The following is an 18,303-nucleotide window of genomic DNA, read 5'->3' as shown; positions in this document are numbered from 1 at the left end:
GGAGAGTGGGGCGCGAGGCCGCCCCCGCCTCGCGGGAAGGGAATAACATCCTGCCCATGACGCGAGAAGACGGCGACGTGGACAGCCTGGTGCGCAAACGCATCCGAGCCCTGAGGGTGGCCCAGGGCTGGTCCCTGGAGGAGTTGGCCGAACGCGCCCACCTGAGCCAGTCCACGCTCAGCCGCATCGAGAACGGTCAGCGGCGCCTGGCCCTGGACAGCCTCGTGACCCTCGCCCGCGCGTTGGACACCACCCTGGACCAGCTTGTCGAGACCGCCTCCGACGACGTCGTCATCAGCCCGATGGTCGACGGCGCCCACGGCCTGATGCGCTGGCCCATCAGGGCAGACCCCGGGATGACCGTCATGCGCCAACGGCTGACCGAACCGCCGCCGGACAACCCCGCGCGCATGCGGGCGCACCCGGGAAGGGAGTGGCTGGTGGTCCTCTCCGGCACCGCGGTCCTCATGCTGGGCCACCGGCGTTTCCGGGTCGGGACCAACCAGGCCGCCGAGTTCCCGACGATGCTGCCGCACGCCATCGGGGTCGAGGGCGGTCCCTGCGAGATCCTGGGGATCTTCGATCGGGACGCGCGCCGTGGGCACCGGCGGGGCGGGGAAGAGGCCGCAGGCACCCCTTCGTGACCTCCCGCGCCCGTCGCTCTTGCGTGTGCGGCAGTGCGCACGGCCACTGTCTTGCGTTTGGCGAAAGATCCTGTGCCAGATACGCATAACGCGTCTAGCGTGGCCGTATGAACCACACACACCGGGACAAGCCCCGTTCCGACACACGGCACGGACACCGTCACCACGGGGCGGTCGGCTCCCAGACTGAGATCCTCGACCTGGACGCGGAGGTCGTCACCGAGTACACCGACGCCATCACCGCCTGGCTGCCCCTGCGGGCCGCTCCGCGCGGGATCGTCGATCTGGGCTGCGGAACCGGAGCCGGGACCTTCGCGCTCCTGGCGCGCTTCCCGCAGGCACACGTCACCGCCGTCGACTCCTCGGACGAGCACCTTCAGCGCCTGCGGGAGAGGGCCCGTGCCGAGGGGCTGCAGGAGCGCGTGCGCACCGTGCGGGCCGACCTCGACCAGGAGGAATGGCCCGATCTCGGCACACCGGACCTGGTATGGGCCTCGGCCTCGATGCACCACATGGCCGAGCCCGACCGCGCCCTGCGCAAGGTGCACGGCCTGCTCGTGCCCGGCGGCCTCTTCGCGGTGGTGGAACTGGCCGGTTTCCCGCGTTTCCTGCCCGAGGGCGCCCCGCAGGAGCGGCCCGGTCTGGAGGAGCGCTGCCACGCCGCGAGTGACCGGACGCATGCCGCGCAGGTGTCCCACCGCGGTGCCGACTGGGGACCGAAGCTGGTCACCGCCGGGTTCGCCCTCCAGGGCGAGCGCACGGTCACCGTGCGCGTGGAGGGTGCCGGGAACGAGTCGGTCGGCGCGTACGCCCTCAACGGCCTGCGGCGTATCCGGCACGGCGTCGCCCACGAGCTGTCCGCCGAGGACCTCGCCGCGCTGGACCGGCTGCTCGACACCGAGGGTCCGCACAGCCTCCTGGGCCGTGCGGACCTGGTCATGCGGACCGAGCGTTCTGTCTGGGCTGCTCGCCGCGAGAGCTGAACCCGGGCCCCGACGTGCCCCGACGTGCCCGGCCGGGCACAGCGGGAGCCGACACCGCCCGGGACAGCGGGGGCGGCGGGCCGCCGGGGACGGCCGACGGAGGGGCGGACATTCTGTGGGGTGTGGACCGAACGGGGGCGGGACCGTTGGTCCACCGGCTCCGGTCCCGGTGGAACGGCTGAGGCCGCAACCACGCGCGCGGGGCGCCCCGCAGGCGGTGACGACCCGGGGCGGCGGACCGCAGGACGCGGGTGCCGGTGGCGGCGGGGGTGTTCGGCCGAACACCCCCGCCCGCGCTCAGTCCAGCGAGTACACGCGGACGTAGTCGACCCGCATCTCCTGCGGGAACTGGGTGCTCCCGTCCGGGTAGCCGGGCCAGTTACCGCCCACGGCGACGTTGAGGATCATGAAGAACGGCTGGTCGTACACCCACGGGTTCCCCCCGGTGTCCTGCCAGGTGTAGGTCTGGTAGGCGTTGCCGTCCACCGACCAGGTCACCGAGCCCGGCCGCCAGTCCACGGAGAAGACGTGGAAGGTGTCGGCGAAGGACCACGCCTGCGGGTGCATGTACGAGCCGGTCAGGGGGTTGCCGCCGGAGTACCCGGGCCCGTGGAGGCTGCCGTGCACCAGGTGGGGCTCACGCCCGATGTTCTCCATGATGTCGATCTCGCCGGAGTGCGGCCAGGGGGTCTGCGGGAAGTCCGCGCCCAGCATCCAGAAGGCGGGCCAGATGCCCTGGCCGCGCGGGATCTGGATGCGTGCCTCGATCCTGCCGTACTGGGGTTGGACCTTGTTCTGGGTGGTCATCCGGGCGGAGGTGTAGGAACCGTCCGCTTCCTGGCGGGCGGTGATCACCAGGTTGCCGTTGCCGTCCAGGGCGGAGTTGGCCCGGCTGTCGGTGTAGTTCTGGAGCTCGTTGTTGCCCCAGCCGTGGTTCCCCGTCTCGTGGTTCCAGTTGGCGGGGTCGGGGGCGGCCCCGGGCGGTCCGTCGAACTCGTCCGACCAGACGAGCGCCGCCGCGGCGGCGGATGCGTCCGGTGCCGTCGCCTCGGCGGAGGCGGTGCCGGGGGAGAGGAGGGCGGCCGTGGTGAGCAGGACCGCGGTCGCGGAGGTCAGGGTGCGCATGGCGTGCTCCGGGGGGAGTTGCGGGCGGAGTCGGATTCCCTGCGGGTCGCCTCAGCGGTGTGTTCCGAGTCGGTGACCCCTGGTATTGGAAAGTTACCTTACGTTTAGTTAAGCGGTCGGACAAGGGGTGGAGCGTGGTCTTCTTCGTGCTCAGCGCAGATCCGGCGTTCCCTGACCACTATCCGCCCGGCGGTCCAGCAGGACCTCGGCCACCGCGCTGTCGGTCACCAGTGTCGACACCAGGCCGCTCCGGAGCGCCGCACCGATCGCCACGGCCTTGGCCTCGTCCCCGGCGCCGGCGACCGCCACCACCTCCGGTACCTCGCGCAGCCGGTCCGCGCTGATGCTGATCACCCGTTCGTCCAGATCGCTGTGCACCTGCCGTCCCTGCGCGTCGAAGAGCTGGGCGGACAGCTCCGCGCGCACACCCATCCGGCTGTACCTCTCCCGGTCCCGGGGGGACAGGGCCTGGTAGACGGTCGAGTTGCGCTCGTCCCAGCCGCCGATGGCCACCACCGCGGTCGTCAGCCGGTCGAAGAGCGCGAACGCCGCCGCGATGCCCGGATCGGCCCGCAGCGTCGCCGCGGTCGCGCCGTCCGGCAGGATGAGCGGCGCGTAGATCGGGTACGCCGGGCCGCCCGACAGGTCCGCCACCCGGCGCACCGTCTCCACCGACCCGCCCGCCTCGGTGTGCTCCGACAGCACCCCGTTCAACTGGACCACCGTGCACCGCGGCAGCTCGACCACCTCGGTGCCCATCTCCTGCAGGCTCCGGCTCCAGGCGAGCCCCAGCACCTCGTCCGGGCGTACGATCTCCGCCAGCAGCCGGGCCGTCACCGACCCCAGCGCCCGGCGCGTCTCCAGGGGGTCCTCCAACGTGTCCACGACGATCGCCCTGCGCAGCCCGAAGGCCTCGCGCAGGCGCTCGGACAGCTCCCCGGCCAACCGCGCCGGCAATCGGATGTCGATGCGCACGATCCCGCTGGCCCGGGCCGCCTCCAGGTCCCGGGCGATCTTGAACCTGCTCAGCCCGAACTCCTCGGCGATCTCCACCTTCGACCGCCCCTCCAGGTAGAACCTGCGGGCGATCGCGGCGAGCCGCACCATCTCCGCAGGGCCGTTCGGGGTCGCTGTCTCACTACGCCGATCGCTCATATGGGCAGGAGTGTACTCGATTGTTCTCAGCCCATTGACACGGTGTTTCGATTGGGTCTTCAATGAACCGACATATGTGACACAGGTCGCTCAAACGAGCACCTGAATCTTTCGGAAGGGTTCCAACCGTGCGCGCCGCCATCATCACCGAACCGGGCTCCCTCACCGTGGGCGACCGACCAGAGCCCGAACCCGCCCCGGACGGCGTCGTGGTCCGGGTCGGCGCCTGCGGGATCTGCGGAACCGACCTGCACATCGCCGACGGGGAGTTCCCGCCCAGCCCCTACCCGCTGGTGCCCGGCCACGAGTTCGCCGGAACGGTGACCGCCGTCGGCGCCAGGGCCCCCGGCCAGCTGCGCCCGGGCGACCGGGTGGCCGTGGACCCCTCGCTGTTCTGCGGGCACTGCGGATACTGCCGAGCCGGGCGCGGCAACCTGTGCGCCAACTGGGGGGCTATCGGCGACACCGTCGACGGGGCGTTCGCCGAGTACGTGGCGGTCCCCGCCGCCAACTGCTACCGCATCCCCGACTCGATGAGCATGCGCGAGGGCGCACTCGTGGAGCCGCTCTCCTGCGCGGTCCACGGCGTCCGACGCATCGGCGTCGAGGTCGGCGAACGCTTCCTGGTGGTGGGCGCGGGGACCATGGGCCTGCTGCTGCAGCAGTTGCTCCAGCGCTCCGGGGCGCGCGTCACCGTGGTCGACCGCAACACCCGCCGCCTGGCCCTGGCCGCTGACCTGGGCGCCGAGGCCACCGCGACCGACGCCGCCGAAGCGGGCGGCGAGGGCTTCGACGCCGCAGTGGACGTCACCGGCTCCCCGCAGGCCATCGAGGCCGCGTTCACCTCCCTGCGCAGGGGCGGGCGCCTGCTGGTCTTCGGCGTCGCCGACGATGCCGCCCGGGTCTCGCTGTCGCCGTTCCGCATCTACAACGACGAGATCACCGTCGTGGGCTCCATGGCCGTGCTGAACAGCTACGGTGCGGCGGTCGACCTCCTCGCCTCCGGTGAGCTGCAGACGGCCCCGCTGCTCACCGACGCCCTGCCGCTGGAGAAGTTCCCCGAGGCGCTGGCCATGATGCGCTCGGGCGCCGGGGTGAAGATCCAGGTCGTCCCCGACACCTCCGCCTGAACAGGGAGTGCAGCACTGTGCGCACCACCGTCCCCCGAAACACCGTCCCCCGAACCACAGCCGCCACCGCACTGGCCCTCGCCGGGCTGCTGCTCACCGGCTGCGCCGGAGCGGGCGCCGGCGGCTCCGACGAGGAAACGGTCCGGCTGACCGTCGCCATCGTCTCCAACCCGCAGATGCAGGACGCCGTCTCCCTGCAGTCGCAGTTCCGCGCGGAGCACCCCGGCATCGAGGTCGACTTCGTGTCCCTGCCCGAGAACGAGGCCCGCGCCAAGATCACCACCTCCGTGGCGACCGGCGGGGGAGAGTTCGACGCGGTCATGATCAGTAACTACGAGACCCGCCAGTGGGCCGAGTACGGCTGGCTGGAGAACCTGCAACCCTTCATCGACGCCTCCGCGGACTACGACCACGAGGACTTCATCCCCTCCCTGCGCGAGGACCTGTCCCTGGAGGGCGACATGTACTCGGTGCCCTTCTACGGGGAGTCCTCCTTCCTCGCCTACCGCACGGACCTGTTCGAACAGGCCGGTGTCGAGATGCCCGCCGAACCCACCTGGGACGAGGTCGCCGAGCTCGCCGCCGAACTCGACGGGGTCGAACCCGGCGTCTCCGGGATCTGCCTGCGCGGCCTCGCGGGCTGGGGCGAGGTCCTCAGCCCGTTCAACAGCATCCTCAACACCTTCGGCGGGCGCTGGTACGACCAGGAGTGGAACGCCGAACTCGACTCACCCGAGTTCCGGCGCACGGCCGACTTCTACGTGGACCTGGTCCGCGAGCACGGTCAGCCGGGTGCCGCCAACAGCGGCTTCGGGGACTGCCTGAACCACTACGCCCAGGGGCGGGCCGCCATGTTCTACGACTCCACCTCCATGGTCAGCACCATCGAGGACGACAGCACCGCCACCGTGGCCGGGCTCAACGGCTACGCGCCGGCCCCGGTGGCCGAGAGCGACTACGGCGGCTGGCTCTACGCCTGGACCCTGGGGATCCCCGCCACCTCCGAGCACAAGGACGAGGCCTGGGCCTTCCTGGAGTGGATGACCGACCGGGACTACGTGCGCACCGTCGCCGAGGAGTACGGCTGGCAGCGGGTCCCGCCGGGCAACCGGCTCTCCACCTTCGAGGTCCCCGAATACCAGGAGGCCGCGCAGGCCTACGCCGAACCCATGCTCCAGGGCATCGAGGGGGCCGACCCGCAGAACCCGGGCACGCGCCCGGTGCCCTACGAGGGCATCGGCTTCCTCGCCATCCCCGAGTTCCAGGACCTGGGCACCAGGGTCAGCCAGCAGCTCAGCGCGGCCGTGGCCGGACGGATCACCGTCGAGGAGGCGCTCGCGCAGAGCCAGGAGTACGCCGAGGTCGTCGGCGACACCTACAAGGAGGAGGGCCGATGAGTACGGCGACAGCGCCGCCGCCCGAGGCGCCGGCGAAACCGGTGCGGCCCGCTCCGGCCAGGCGCGGCGGACGCGCCGCCGGATGGGCGCGCCGGGCACCACTGCTGCCCGCACTGGTGTTCATGCTGGTCGTCACCCAGCTGCCGTTCCTGGCGACCGTCGTGTACTCGCTCCGGTCGTGGAACCTGCTGCGCCCCGACTCCCAGGCGTGGGTCGGCCTGGCCAACTACGCGGCGGTCTTCACCGACCGGCAGTTCCTCGGCGCCGCGGCCAACACCGTGCTCATCACCGCGTCCTGCGTGGTGGCGGCGATGCTGCTCGGCCTCGGGCTGGCCCTGCTGCTGGACCGGAAGTTCTGGGGGCAGGGCGTGGTGCGCACGCTCGTCATCACCCCGTTCCTGGTGCTGCCGGTGGCCACGGCGCTGCTGTGGAAGCACATCATGTTCGAGCCGGTCTTCGGCCTGGTCAACTTCGTGCTCTCGCCGCTGGGCGTGGACACCTTCGACTGGGTCTCGCAGATGCCGGTGGCGTCGGTGGTGGTCGCACTGGTGTGGCAGTGGACGCCGTTCATGATGCTGCTGGTGCTGGCGGGACTCCAGAGCCAGAACACCGACGCACTGGAGGCAGCCCAGGTCGACGGCGCCTCCAAGTGGCAGATCTTCGTCTGGATCACCCTGCCGCACCTGCGCCGCTACATCGAACTGGGCGTGCTGCTGGGGTCGGTGTACGTGGTCAACACCTTCGACACCATCTACATGATGACCCAGGGCGGCCCCGGCACCGCCAGCGCCAACCTGCCCTTCTACGTCTACCAGCGGACCTTCCTCGGGTTCGACATCGGCCAGTCGGCGGCGATGGGCGTCGTGGTGGTGGTCGGCACCATCATCGTGGCGATGCTGGCCCTGCGGCTGATCTTCCGCACGTTCATGAACGCACAGGAGGCGCACTCGTGACCGCCCCAGCCCCCGAACACACGGCGGACACGGCCCCGCCCCCCGTCCGGGCGCCGCAGCGCCAGCGCCCCCGAGCCGGTGCGGGCGGTCCCGTCCTGACCGCCCTCACCTGGATCATCGGCCTGCTGTTCGTCTCCCCGGTGCTGTGGCTGGTGCTGACGGCGTTCAAGGAGGAGAACCAGGCCGCGACCGACCCGCCGACGCTCTTCTTCCAACCCACCCTGGACCGGTTCTCCGCGGTGCTGGGGGCGGACTTCCTGCCGTACCTGGGCAACTCGGCGGTCGCCACCCTGGCGTCCACGCTGCTGGTGCTGCTGCTGGGCCTGCCCGCCGCCTACGCGCTGTCGGTGGCCCCGGTCAAACGCACCCAGGACGTGCTGTTCTTCTTCATCTCGACCAAGATGCTGCCGGTCGTGGCGGTCGTGGTACCGATCTACGTCGCCGCCGCACACCTGTCGATGCTGGACAACGTGTGGACCCTGGTCGTGCTGTACACGGCGATGAACCTGCCCATCGCGGTGTGGATGCTGCGCTCGTTCTTCCTGGAGGTGCCCAAGGCGCTGGTGGAGGCCGCCCGGATGGAGGGCGCGGGGCTGCCCCGGGTGCTGTGGTCGGTGATGGTGCCGATCATGGCGCCGGGCATTGCGGCCACCGCCCTGATCTGCATGATCTTCGCGTGGAACGAGTTCTTCTTCGCGGTGAACCTGACCGCGGCCCGGGCCGCCACGGTCCCGGTGTTCCTGACCGGGTTCATCACCAGTGAGGGGCTGTTCGTGGCGCAGCTGTCAGCGGCCGTGGTCATGGCCTCGCTGCCCATCGTGGTGATCGGCTGGACGGCCCAGCGCCAGCTGGTGCGCGGGCTCTCCATGGGCGCCGTGAAGTAGGCGCGGCCCGCCGCCGCTCGGCCTCCGGGACCGGGCGGCGGGTCGGGAACGGAGCCCGGTGGTGGCCGCCGGGCCAGCGGCGGCCACCACCGGCCCCCGGGCCAGCGTCCGCCTGTTGGACTTGAGTCCGACCGGCCTCTAACGTGAGCGCCCGACCGGAAGGAAGACCGTGAAGACCTTCACCCTGCCCGGGACGGACATCACCGCCCCCAACGTCGTGCTCGGCCTGATGCGCATCGCCGACAAGTCCGACGACCAGATCCGCGCCCTGGTGCGCGCCGCCCGCGAGGCGGGCGTCGACTTCGTCGACCACGCCGACATCTACGGCCCGACGACGCACGCCTGCGAACGCCGCTTCGCCGAGGCGATGCGACTGACCCCGGCCGAACGCGACGCCCTCACCATCCAGACCAAGGCGGGCATCGTCCCGGAGGGACCCTACTTCGACCACTCCCACGCACACATCGTCGCCTCGGTCGAGGGCTCGCTGCGCGCCCTGGGCACCGACTACGTCGACATTCTGCTGCTGCACCGGCCCGACGCGCTCGTCGAACCCGAGGAGGTCGCCCGCGCCTTCGACGACCTGGAGTCGGCCGGGAAGGTGCGCGCCTTCGGGGTCTCCAACCACACGCCCCGCCAGGTCGACCTGCTGCGCCGCTACGTGCGCCAACCGATCGCGGTGAACCAGCTCCAGCTCTCGCTCACCCACGCTCCGATCATCACGCAGGGGCTGGCCGCGAACATGGTCGGCGAACCGCAGTCGGCCACCCTGGACGGCGGCGGTGTGCTCGACCACGCCCGCCTGCACGACATCACCGTGCAGGCCTGGTCGCCGTTCCAGGCGGGCTTCTTCAGCGGCGTGTTCCTGGACTCGCCCGAGTACGCGGAGCTCAACGCGGTCATCGACCGCCTCGCCGAGCGGTACGGGGTGCCGCCGATCGCCGTCGCCACCGCGTGGATCACCCGGCACCCCGCCCGGATGCAGGTCGTGCTCGGCACCACCACCCCGGAACGGGTGACCGGTGCGGCCCAGGGGTCGGAGCTTGCCCTGACCCGCCCCGAGTGGTACGAGCTGACCCGCGCCGCGGGCCACCGCGTCCCCTGAACCCGGCGGCCCCGGGGAGCCCGAACGCCCCGGGGTCCGGGCTTCCCGGAAGGCCCCGTCGCCGGGCCGCGGACGGCGCGGATCCGGGTCGGCCGCGGCCTTCCTCACGGAGGTCTCGTCTGTTCGTGTGCGAGGTCACATGAGCGCATGCGAACGCGCACGAGTGAAGACCTCGAACCGTTCTCTGTCCGCAAAGGCCGCTGGGACAGGGCCCGACTGGTCCGCACCCCATCCGGGCACAGGAGTTTTCCGGTTTCTGGGACACCGGGCCCCGGTTGCGGCTTAGGAGGGGGCGTTCGGGGTGGGCTCCGAGCGCCGTACGGTTTCGACGCGCTGGCGGGCGTGCGGGGCGCCGGTCAGCTTCTGCACGACCGCGTCCACGGCGAGAAAGGAACCCATCCCCAGCAGAATGCCCGTGCCGGCGGACAGGTAGTCGAGGGTGCTGGCCACCCGTCCCGTGCCCAGAAGGACCTGGGCGGCTTCGATGGCCAACGGGAACCCGAGTGCTGTCGCCACGAGGATCCTGTAGTCCCTGGAGGCGGCGGCCACGGCTGTTCCCAGGGGGACGAACAAAACGCCGTAGAGCACGGACTGCTCTGCGGCGTCACTGAACGAAAGTGCCTTTTCGAGGTCGATTACCAGGCGTGGCGGGTAGGCGAGGATGTCGCCCCGACCAAGCCAGGGGCGGATCGCAGCGATCGCGTAGCAGGAAAGAAGGATCCCGACCAGGACCACTGCGGCACGGGGTCTCAGGCCGCCCCGTGGGCGGAGGAGAACACTCGCCAACGCGGAGGTGATGACGCATGCCAGGAGAAGGAGGGCGGCGAAGACGAACGAGTCGGTGTTGTCGGCGAGCTCCGTCATGGTTCTCCTCTGCGTGACGACGGGGCCCGTGACCGGGAGGGTGTCCGGTCACGGGCCCGCGGGCAAGCGACAGGCTAGTGGGCGACCCCGCTGAGCTCGTTGGGGGTCTCCTCCAGGGTCACCGAGCCGGTGACCTCACCGGAGGCCAGGTCCACGGCGTGCACCTGGTCGGTGGCCGTGTCGGTCACGTAGGCGGTGCCGCCGCGCACGAACAGGGCCGGGCGGGGCTGCTGCCACTCCAGGGGCTCCTCCCAGGACTCCATCAGCTCGATGCTCTCGGTGATCTCGCCCGCCTCGGGGTCGATCACGTGCAGGGCGCCGTCGGTGCCCAGCACCAGGGCCTCGCCGTCCGGCCCCCGGCCCAGGGAGCGGAACGTGTAGCTGGAGGGCAGGTCGACCAGGGACAGGGAGGCGTCGGCGGTGTCGACGAGGGCGATCCGCTCGGGGCGCTCCAGTTCGGCATCGGGGTCGGTCTTGTAGTCGCCCAGGACGATCGGGGAGCCCTCCGAACCGGCCTGGTTGCCGATCCGGCCGTAGTCGTCCTCGCTGTCCACCTTGGTGAACTCGCCGTCCTGGTAGATCAGGACACCGTCCTCGCAGCCGATGACGACGGCCTCACCCTCGGCGGTGGTCTCCCCGTGCACGCCGGGGCACTGTTCGTTGCGGGCGATCTCCTCCCGGTCCCCGTCCAGGACGAGGGCGCCCACGCGCTCCTCCTCGTCGCCGAGGGTGACCAGGAGTTCCCCGCCGGACAGTTCGACGGCCACACCGTGGTGGGCCTCATCTGCGGTGTACACGTCGAGGTCCTCGGGGACGCCGTCGCCGAGCGTGCCGGTGTCGAAGGCGGTCACCTCGCCGGTGCCGTCGGCGAACAGCACGGTGCGGTCCGCGTGCCGGACGACGTGGCCGGGGGCCTCGGCGGCGAAGACGGTGTCGGTCAGCTCCGCGCCCGCCGCGTCCAGGACCTGGAAGCCCTCGGAGGTGGAGACGAGTACGTGCCGGTCGTCCCCGGCCGGGTTGATGCGGTTGAAGCCCTCCAGCTCGATGTCCTCGACCACCTCCAGGGTCTGGCCGTCCAGGACGTAGAGGCCGCCGTCGTAGGTGGTGACGATCGGCTCGTTCACCCGGCCGGCGCTCTCCCCGGGCTGCTCGGACCCGGCTTCGGTGGCCGCGTCGTCCCCGCTGCCGCAGGCGGTCAGCAGGAGTCCCGCGGACAGCAGGACGGGCAGTGCCGCCTGGCGGGGGTGGAGTCGTGTTCGCATGGTTCTCTCTCGGTTCTGGTGCGGGGTGGTCTGCCGCGGCGGTGGGGTGTCCGCGGCCCGGGGTCCGGGGCCGGAGCCCCGGATCAGTCGCCGCCGAGTCCGGCGGCGATGGCTTCGGTGTTGGCGCGCATCATCTCCAGGTAGGTGGCTGCGCCCCCGCCCTCCCGGCTCAGGGACTCGGAGAAGAGCGGGACGACCTCGATCTCCACGCCCGCCTCCTCGGCCATGACGGTGGCCAGCCGGTCGGGTTGGGAGGAGTCGGCGAAGACCGCGGAGACCCCGGCCTCCGCGACGGCGTCGGACAGGTCCTTGAGGTCGGAGGTGCTGGGGGAGGCCAGGGTGGTCCCGCTGGGGATGACGGCCCCGACCACCTCGAAGCCGTAGCGGTCGGCGAGGTAGCCGAAGACGTGGTGGTTGGTCACCAGCCTGCGGTTCTCCTCGGGCAGGGCCGCGAACTCCTCGGCCATCCAGGCGTCGAGTTCGGCCACCTGGACCGCGTAGGCCTCGGCGTTGGCGCGTACCGCCTCGGCGTCCACCCCCTCGACCTCCTCGACCACGTGTTCGGTGATCAGGTCGACGGCGGTGAGTACGCGTTCGGGGTCGGTCCAGAAGTGCGGGTCCGGCTCGCCCTCGCTCTCGTCGGAGGCGTACGGGAGCGGGTCGACGTTCGCGCCGACCTCCAGGGCGGGCGCCCCCGCCTCCTCTGCGGCGGCGACGTTGCGCGCTATCCCCTCCTCCAGGCCCAGGCCGTTGTACACGACCAGGTCGGCGTTCTCCAGGGTCGCGGCCTCCTGCGCGGAGATCCCGAACGAGTGCGGGTCCGCGTCGGGTTTCATCAGGACGGTGACCTCGGCCTCTCCGCCGACGACCTCCCGGGTGATGTCGCCGAGGATGTTGGTGGTCACCACGATCTCCCCGCCGCCGCCGCCGGTGCCGGGGGCACAGGCGGTCAGGGCGGCGAGGAGGACGGCGGCCGTGGCCGCGGCGCGGATGCGCGCGGCCGGGGTGTGTCGCTGCTGCACGCCGGTCACCGTCCCGTCTCGACCATCAGGTGCGGCGCGATGCCCACCTCGAAGGTGCGGGCCACCCGGAGGTCGTCGTTGTAGTCGAGCTCGTGGACCAGCCCGGCCCCGGCGTCGTTGACGTAGACGCGGGAGGTGTCCGCCCGGAGCGCGGGCGGCCGGTCGGGGTCGACGGAGTCCAGCAGCGGGGTGGCGGCCCTCTCCTGCCCGGTCCCGGGGTCGAGGGAGTGCAGGGTGCCGTCGCCGTCCAGGGCGAGCACGGGTGCTCCTTCGCCGACAGCGGTCACCGACACGGCGCCGGTGTGGTCGAGTTCGCGCCACTCGGCCGCCGCCAGGTCCAGGACCCACAGGTCGCCTTCGGTGGACAGCGAGGCCAGGACGGCCGACCCGGGCCGGTGCTGGAAGGACTCGGTCCGGCCGGACTCCGGGTGGGGGAGGATCCCGGCGTCCAGGGAGCTGTCCTCCTCGGTGACGTGCAGGGTGCCCTCCTCGCATCCCACGACCAGGCCGCGACGGGTGACGGCGGCCCCGCGCGGGGCGGTGCAGGTCTCGTCGAGGGTCTCGTTCTGCTCTCCGTCCCGGTCCACGGATCCGACCGTGCCGTCGGAGGCGTCGATGAGGAGCAGGCGTCCCGCGTAGGGCAGGGCGGTGACCGCGTCCTCGGGGAGCTGGTCGGCGATGGTGACCGTTCCCTCCTGCAGCTCCGCGCGGTCCAGGACCAGGGAGGTGCCCCCGGTGCCGGTGACCGAGGTCAGGGCGGTGTCGGTGACCACGTCGGAGGCGGTGGCGCCGTCCAGGGCGCCGACGTGTCCGGCGCCGGTCCGGTAGTAGTGGTCGTGGTCGCCGTGGTCCACGGTCCACACGCCGCTGTCGAACACCTCAGTTGTCCCATCACCGGATGAATGAAGGTAAGCGAAACGGCCGTCTCCGGTGATGCCGTCCGCACCCGGGACCTGTCCCAGCTCGGTGACCTCCTCGGTGAGCAGGTCCAGCAGGCGTACCTCCCCGCTGGCGGTGTCGGCCAGGACCAGGCGGGACTGGGGTTCTGCGGTCTCCTCGGCCCCCTCGACGTAGCCGTGCGGCGTCTCCTCGGCCTCGGGCCCGCCCTCCTGTGGTGCGGCGTTGGAACAACCGGCCAGGAGCAGGGCGCACAGCCCCACGGCCCCTGCGGTCATGGTGGTCTTCTCGGGTCTCAAGGGGACACCGGCCTCTCTTGGTGATGGTGGTGGGAGGGGGTGTGCTGACGTTTTCGGTGCGCTGTCCGCGTGTGCAGGGCGGAGGCCGCCACCGAGACGAAGAACAGGGCCACGGCCGTCGCGGCGATGCTGGCTCCGGCCGCCGTCTCCCAGTGCCAGGAGGCCAGCAGCCCCACGAAGGTGGCGACCGATCCCAGCAGCGCCGCCAGGCACATGATCATCGGTACGCTCCGCGCCCACAGGACGGCGGCCGCCGGGGGTGCGATCAGCAGCCCGAAGACCAGCAGGGTGCCGACGACGTGGAAGGAGGCGACCACCGCGAGGGTGACCAGGCCCAGCAGGGCGGCGTGCGCGGCGCGCGGTGCCAGGCCCAGGGTGTGGGCCTTGCGCGGGTCGAAGGCCAGGGCCATGAAGGCGCGGTGGCCCAGGACCGCCACCACCAGCGCCACCGCGAGGCAGAGACCCAGGTGGAGCAGGTCGCGTTCGCGCACGGCGAGGACGTCGCCGAAGAGGAACGCGGTCAGGTCCACGGCGAACGTGGCGGAGTGGGAGACGACGATCACGCCGACCGAGAGCATCCCCACGAACAGCAGCCCGATGCTCGTGTCCCGGGACAGGCGGGGCGAGCGGCTCAGCAGTGTCACGCCGACGGCCATGGCCCCGGCCGCCAGGGCGGCGCCGAGGAAGAGGCTCTGGCCGAGCAGGGCGGCCAGAGCCACCCCGGGGAGCATGCCGTGTGACATCGCGTCCCCGAGGAACGCCATCCCGCGCAGGACCACCCAGGTCCCCGCGATCGCGCAGATCAGGGAGACGAGGATGCCTCCCCACAGCGCGCGCTGGACGAAGGTGACCCCGAACGGGTCGATCAGTGCTTCCATGGTGCGACACTCTACAATGATAACCATTATCATTTGCACATTGGGTCGGAGGCGGACGAGTGCGGAGGGAACGGATGATCCACACCGAGTTGCGGGGCGTGTACGCGGGGTACGGCGGTGAGGACGTGCTGAGGGGGATCGACGCCCGCCTCCCGCGGGGAGGGGTCACCGCGCTGGTTGGCTCCAACGGCGCGGGCAAGTCCACCCTCCTCGCGGTTCTGGCGGGCACGCTCCGACCCCGGGCCGGGGAGGTGTCCGGCCCCTCCCGCCCCCGACCGGCCTTCGTCCTGCAGCGCAGCGCAGTCCCCGACACCCTGCCCCTGACCGTGCGCGGCGCCGTCTCGATGGGGCGTTGGGCACACCGCGGTCCGTGGCGGGCGCTGGCCCGGCGCGACCGCACGGTGGTGGAGCGCTCGATGGAGCGGGTGGGCATCACCGACCTGGCCGGGCGCCAGCTGGGGGAGCTCTCCGGCGGTCAGCGGCAACGGGCGCTGATCGCCCAGGGTCTGGCCCAGGAAGCCGACCTGTTGCTGTTGGACGAGCCCTCCGCCGGGCTGGACCGGGAGGCCAGGGAGCAGATCGCGCGGGTGCTGGCCACGCTCAGGGGGCAGGTCACCGTCGTGCACGCCACGCACTTCTCCGACGAGGCGGCCGAGGCCGACCACCGTCTGGTCCTGGACCAGGGCCGGGTGGTCGACTCGGGGTCCCCGGAAGCCACCGCGCCGTCGGCCGGGGGCGTTCCCTCGGCGCGGTGAGACCGCCACCGGCGCCCGTGTCGGTGGCGGGCCCGCCGGGGACCCGCCCCACCGACATGGGTGGGGCGGGTGGGTCGGGCGCGGTCTCAGGCGTGGCTGTGGGCGTGCATGCCGAGCACGTCCCACTCGGGGAAGGGATCGGCGAGCCCTTCCCAGGGGGAGTGGAGTTCGTCATCGGTCAGCAGGCACGACTCCAGCGCGCTCCGCAGAGCGTCACGGCGTAGTCCCGTGCCGATGAACACCAGCTCCTGGCGGGGTTCCACCGCGTCCTCGGTCATCAGGTCCTGGGGCGAGTACCCCAGGGCCGGGCCGTCGGCCGGGTCCCACACCCCCGCGGGCTCGAACCGGGCCACCGGACCGGCCTGGGACCACAACCCCGTCATCCGGGGCCGACTCGCCAGCCAGAAGAACCCCTTGGTGCGCAGGACCGTGCCGAACCCGTGCTCCTCGAACCCGGAAGAGACCAGCGTCCACAGCCGCTCCGGATGGAAGGGCCGCTCAGCCCGGAACACCAGGCTGGAGATCCCGTACTCCTCGGTCTCGGGCACGTGGTCCCCGTTGAGCTCGGACACCCATCCCGGGGCCCGTGCGGCACGCTCGGGGTCGAACCGGTCGGCCCCCACCAGCTCGGCCGGATCCACCCGGCCGTGTTCGACGCGCAGTACCCGCGCCAGGGGGTTGAGCCGCCGCACCGCGGCCTCCACCCGGTCGGCCTGTTCCGCCGTGACCAGGTCGACCTTGTTGACCAGCACGAGGTCGGCGAACTCCACCTGGTCGACCAGCAGGTCGCTGACCGTGCGCTCGTCGTCCTCGTAGGCGTCCAACCCCCTGGCGACCAGGTCGTCTCCGGCGTCGAGTTCGCGCAGGAAACCAGCGGCGTCGACCAGCGAGGCCATGGTGTCCAACCGCGCGCCCTCCAACAGGGGGGCGCCGTCGGGACCGGGCACGGCGAAGGTGGCCGCCACGGGCATCGGCTCGGAGATGCCGCTGGACTCGATGAGCAGGTGGTCGAAGCGCCCCCGGCGGGCGAGTTCGGCGACCTCCTCCAGCAGGTCGTCGCGCAGGGTGCAGCAGATGCACCCGTTGGTCATCTCCACCAGGCGCTCGTCGGTCCGGGACAGGTGTCCCTCGCCCCGGACGAGGTCGGCGTCGATGTTGACCTCGCTCATGTCGTTGACGATCACCGCCACCCGCACACCGTCCAGGTTCGCCAGCAGGTGGTTGAGCAGGGTGGTCTTGCCAGCGCCCAGGAAACCGGAGAGTACGGTCACCGGAAGCGCGGCCGGAGTGTTCTCGGAACCCATGGTCCTACCCCTCCTCCCGGAGAACCTTGTACAGGCCGGCCTCGGGCGGACCGTGGGGCAGTACCCGCAGGCCGTGCGGGGCGGCCTCGGCCCGCAGCGCTTTCTCGGAGACCGTCCACCAGTCGTAGTGGACCTCGTCGCGGCTGACGAGCCGGTCGCTCTCGTGGACCTCGTAGGTCATGTGCCAGGAGATCCGTTCCGGTCCGGCCGGTTCGGCGCCCGCCCAGCCCACGTAGGAGCGGGTGCCGACGTGGAGCTCGCTCATCCGGGCGCGTTCCACGCGTTCGGGCTCGACCGGCGCGGGCAGGTTGAGCAGCGCGAACGCCCCCGGTGCGAGACGGGTCGACAGGTCCTCCCAGAGCCGGTCGCGCTCGTGCGGGCTGAAGTGGCCGATGAGGTTGGCCGCCACCAGGCCGCCGATCCGGTCCGGCAGGCGGGCCGCGAGCAGGTCGTCGCCGTCCACGGTCACCCGGTCGCGCAGGTCCGGGTCCTCGAACACGCGGGAGAGCAGGACCGACCTCAGCAGGAGCGAGGGTTCGACCGCCAGGACGTGCGTGTGGGGAAGGGTACGGGCGATGAGCCTGGTGCCCTGCCCGCCGCCGGCGCCCGCGTCGACCACAGGGCCCGCGTCGGTCGGCAGGTCCTTCAGGGCTTCGGCGACGGTCGCGCCGTTGTGCTCCCACCAGGTAGCGATCATGAGGTCGAGGAACTGGCCGGAGCGGTCGTAGGGGTCGTCGTGTTCGGACAAGGTGAACCTCCTGGGCGGGATCACTTCAGTTGGTGGGCGAGTGTGTGCCGGATGCTGTCGAATTTTTGGAAATCCGGCGCCCCTCGGACGCCGTCTCGGATTCCGGTGCTTCTTCCGTGCGTGGTGATAATGGTTTCCGTATTCGCAGAATGCGGTGTGAGCTGTGGTTTCGGGTGCTCTGGTTGGTGGGACGGATCCGGTGTTGGTTCAAATGGGGGTTAAAACCTCGACATGGCTTCCGCTCCTTCTTGAAGTGGCCTGTTTTTGATGGATACGTTGTTCTTGTTTCCGGGAAAACGACGGGCGCAGAAAAACTGGGGGAGACATGGCCGTCACGCATTCCGTGCACGAGGACCACGCGCACGAGCACGGGCAGGGCTGCGGGCACGTGGCCGTGCCGCACCAGGGCCATGTGGACTACGCCCACGACGGACACCTCCACCACGAGCACGACGGGCACTGGGACGAGTGCCGTGCCGAGGGGTGTGCCGTGCACGAGGACCACGCGCACGAGCACGGGCAGGGCTGCGGGCACGTGGCCGTGCCGCATGAGGACCACGTGGACTACGTTCACGACGGCCACCTCCACCGTGAGCACGACGGGCACTGGGACGAGCACTCGGAGCACTGACCCGGCCCGGGACGGGGGTGGCTCCGCCGAACCCCCGGGGCGGCCGGATCGCGAACGGTCGGCCCGGTCCTGTGCCCGGGCCCGCCCACGGGGTGTCCCCGAGTCAGCGCCTTTGTTCGAAAATGAAAATCGTTTTCACACTGTACACCGATCCGAAGCGCCCGGTCCCCCGGGTGGGGTCGGCTTGTGCGTGCTATGGTACTGATAATCATTTTCGAAAGACCGAGTCGTGATCACCCCAGGAGTTCTCCCCGTGTTCGAAGGGCG

The 18,303-nt window shown here is 71.2% G+C and carries 17 protein-coding genes and 1 pseudogene; 9 read left to right on the top strand and 9 right to left on the bottom strand.

Annotated features, from left to right (window positions below; translation table 11 throughout):
- Window positions 1-56 precede the first annotated feature (56 nt).
- Together AC0VYD_RS15150 and AC0VYD_RS15145 are read left to right on the top strand one after the other, a co-directional pair.
- Complete coding sequence (locus AC0VYD_RS15150) at window positions 57-644, top strand: helix-turn-helix domain-containing protein (protein ID WP_475476181.1); 588 nt, start codon at window positions 57-59, stop codon at window positions 642-644.
- Window positions 645-751: 107 nt separating this feature from the next.
- A complete protein-coding gene (locus AC0VYD_RS15145; RefSeq protein ID WP_475476180.1) occupies window positions 752-1,627 on the top strand; it encodes a class I SAM-dependent methyltransferase in 876 nt (291 codons plus the stop codon).
- A gap of 297 nt (window positions 1,628-1,924) precedes the next feature.
- Here the strand turns inward: AC0VYD_RS15145 and AC0VYD_RS15140 are convergent, their stop codons facing one another.
- Complete coding sequence (locus AC0VYD_RS15140; RefSeq protein ID WP_475476179.1) at window positions 1,925-2,752, bottom strand: glycoside hydrolase family 16 protein; 828 nt, start codon at window positions 2,750-2,752, stop codon at window positions 1,925-1,927.
- 150 nt (window positions 2,753-2,902) lie between these two features.
- The gene (locus AC0VYD_RS15135; RefSeq protein ID WP_475476178.1) at window positions 2,903-3,859 is read right to left on the bottom strand and encodes a sugar-binding transcriptional regulator; all 957 of its coding nucleotides are present in this window, start codon (window positions 3,857-3,859) and stop codon (window positions 2,903-2,905) included.
- A 176-nt stretch (window positions 3,860-4,035) separates the two neighbouring features.
- Between AC0VYD_RS15135 and AC0VYD_RS15130 the strand changes: the two genes are divergently transcribed.
- The 5 genes from AC0VYD_RS15130 to AC0VYD_RS15110 all read left to right on the top strand — a co-directional run bounded on the left by AC0VYD_RS15130 (window position 4,036) and on the right by AC0VYD_RS15110 (window position 9,376).
- Window positions 4,036-5,037 (top strand): zinc-dependent alcohol dehydrogenase family protein, encoded by a 1,002-nt coding sequence (locus AC0VYD_RS15130; RefSeq protein WP_475476177.1) that lies wholly within the window; start codon window positions 4,036-4,038, stop codon window positions 5,035-5,037.
- A 17-nt stretch (window positions 5,038-5,054) separates the two neighbouring features.
- A complete protein-coding gene (locus tag AC0VYD_RS15125; RefSeq protein WP_475476176.1) occupies window positions 5,055-6,434 on the top strand; it encodes an ABC transporter substrate-binding protein in 1,380 nt (459 codons plus the stop codon).
- Window positions 6,431-7,387 (top strand): carbohydrate ABC transporter permease, encoded by a 957-nt coding sequence (locus AC0VYD_RS15120; protein ID WP_475476175.1) that lies wholly within the window; start codon window positions 6,431-6,433, stop codon window positions 7,385-7,387. Before AC0VYD_RS15125 ends, AC0VYD_RS15120 begins: the two co-directional genes overlap by 4 nt.
- The gene (locus AC0VYD_RS15115; protein ID WP_475476174.1) at window positions 7,384-8,271 is read left to right on the top strand and encodes a carbohydrate ABC transporter permease; all 888 of its coding nucleotides are present in this window, start codon (window positions 7,384-7,386) and stop codon (window positions 8,269-8,271) included. The genes AC0VYD_RS15120 and AC0VYD_RS15115 overlap by 4 nt, the downstream gene beginning before the upstream one ends.
- A 169-nt stretch (window positions 8,272-8,440) precedes the next feature.
- On the top strand, window positions 8,441-9,376 hold the full coding sequence (locus AC0VYD_RS15110; RefSeq protein ID WP_475476173.1) for an aldo/keto reductase: 936 nt from the start codon (window positions 8,441-8,443) through the stop codon (window positions 9,374-9,376).
- 282 nt (window positions 9,377-9,658) lie between these two features.
- Here the strand turns inward: AC0VYD_RS15110 and AC0VYD_RS15105 are convergent, their stop codons facing one another.
- From AC0VYD_RS15105 to aztB, 5 genes are all read right to left on the bottom strand, one after another.
- Window positions 9,659-10,240, bottom strand: a complete 582-nt coding sequence (locus tag AC0VYD_RS15105; RefSeq protein ID WP_475476172.1) for a hypothetical protein — start codon at window positions 10,238-10,240, stop codon at window positions 9,659-9,661.
- Between the two features lie 74 nt (window positions 10,241-10,314).
- Window positions 10,315-11,502, bottom strand: coding sequence for a zinc metallochaperone AztD (gene aztD, locus AC0VYD_RS15100; protein ID WP_475476171.1), 1,188 nt, complete (start codon window positions 11,500-11,502; stop codon window positions 10,315-10,317).
- Window positions 11,503-11,585: 83 nt separating this feature from the next.
- Complete coding sequence (gene aztC / locus AC0VYD_RS15095; RefSeq protein ID WP_475476170.1) at window positions 11,586-12,533, bottom strand: zinc ABC transporter substrate-binding protein AztC; 948 nt, start codon at window positions 12,531-12,533, stop codon at window positions 11,586-11,588.
- A complete protein-coding gene (locus AC0VYD_RS15090) occupies window positions 12,530-13,720 on the bottom strand; it encodes a PQQ-binding-like beta-propeller repeat protein (RefSeq protein WP_475476169.1) in 1,191 nt (396 codons plus the stop codon). Before AC0VYD_RS15090 ends, aztC begins: the two co-directional genes overlap by 4 nt.
- The gene (gene aztB / locus AC0VYD_RS15085) at window positions 13,717-14,598 is read right to left on the bottom strand and encodes a zinc ABC transporter permease AztB (RefSeq protein ID WP_475476168.1); all 882 of its coding nucleotides are present in this window, start codon (window positions 14,596-14,598) and stop codon (window positions 13,717-13,719) included. Before aztB ends, AC0VYD_RS15090 begins: the two co-directional genes overlap by 4 nt.
- Before the next feature lie 155 nt (window positions 14,599-14,753).
- Between aztB and aztA the strand changes: the two are divergent.
- Window positions 14,754-15,353: pseudogene (gene aztA, locus AC0VYD_RS15080) on the top strand (zinc ABC transporter ATP-binding protein AztA); the annotation flags it as partial.
- A gap of 86 nt (window positions 15,354-15,439) precedes the next feature.
- On the opposite strand, the gene AC0VYD_RS15075 reads toward aztA, so the two are convergent.
- Both AC0VYD_RS15075 and AC0VYD_RS15070 read right to left on the bottom strand, forming a co-directional pair.
- Entirely contained in the window at window positions 15,440-16,657 is a 1,218-nt protein-coding gene (locus AC0VYD_RS15075; RefSeq protein ID WP_475476167.1) for a GTP-binding protein, read from the bottom strand.
- Between the two features lie 4 nt (window positions 16,658-16,661).
- Window positions 16,662-17,405: a class I SAM-dependent methyltransferase gene (locus tag AC0VYD_RS15070; protein WP_475476166.1), complete on the bottom strand. Its 744-nt coding sequence runs from the start codon at window positions 17,403-17,405 to the stop codon at window positions 16,662-16,664.
- A 325-nt stretch (window positions 17,406-17,730) separates the two neighbouring features.
- On the opposite strand from AC0VYD_RS15070, the gene AC0VYD_RS15065 reads away from it, so the two are divergent.
- A complete protein-coding gene (locus tag AC0VYD_RS15065) occupies window positions 17,731-18,036 on the top strand; it encodes a threonine dehydratase (RefSeq protein ID WP_475476165.1) in 306 nt (101 codons plus the stop codon).
- The last annotated feature ends 267 nt before the right edge of the window (window positions 18,037-18,303 follow it).

It is taken from the genome of Nocardiopsis sp. iso_40, assembly GCF_056173285.1.
This window is presented reverse-complemented; position numbering and strand designations above follow the sequence as displayed.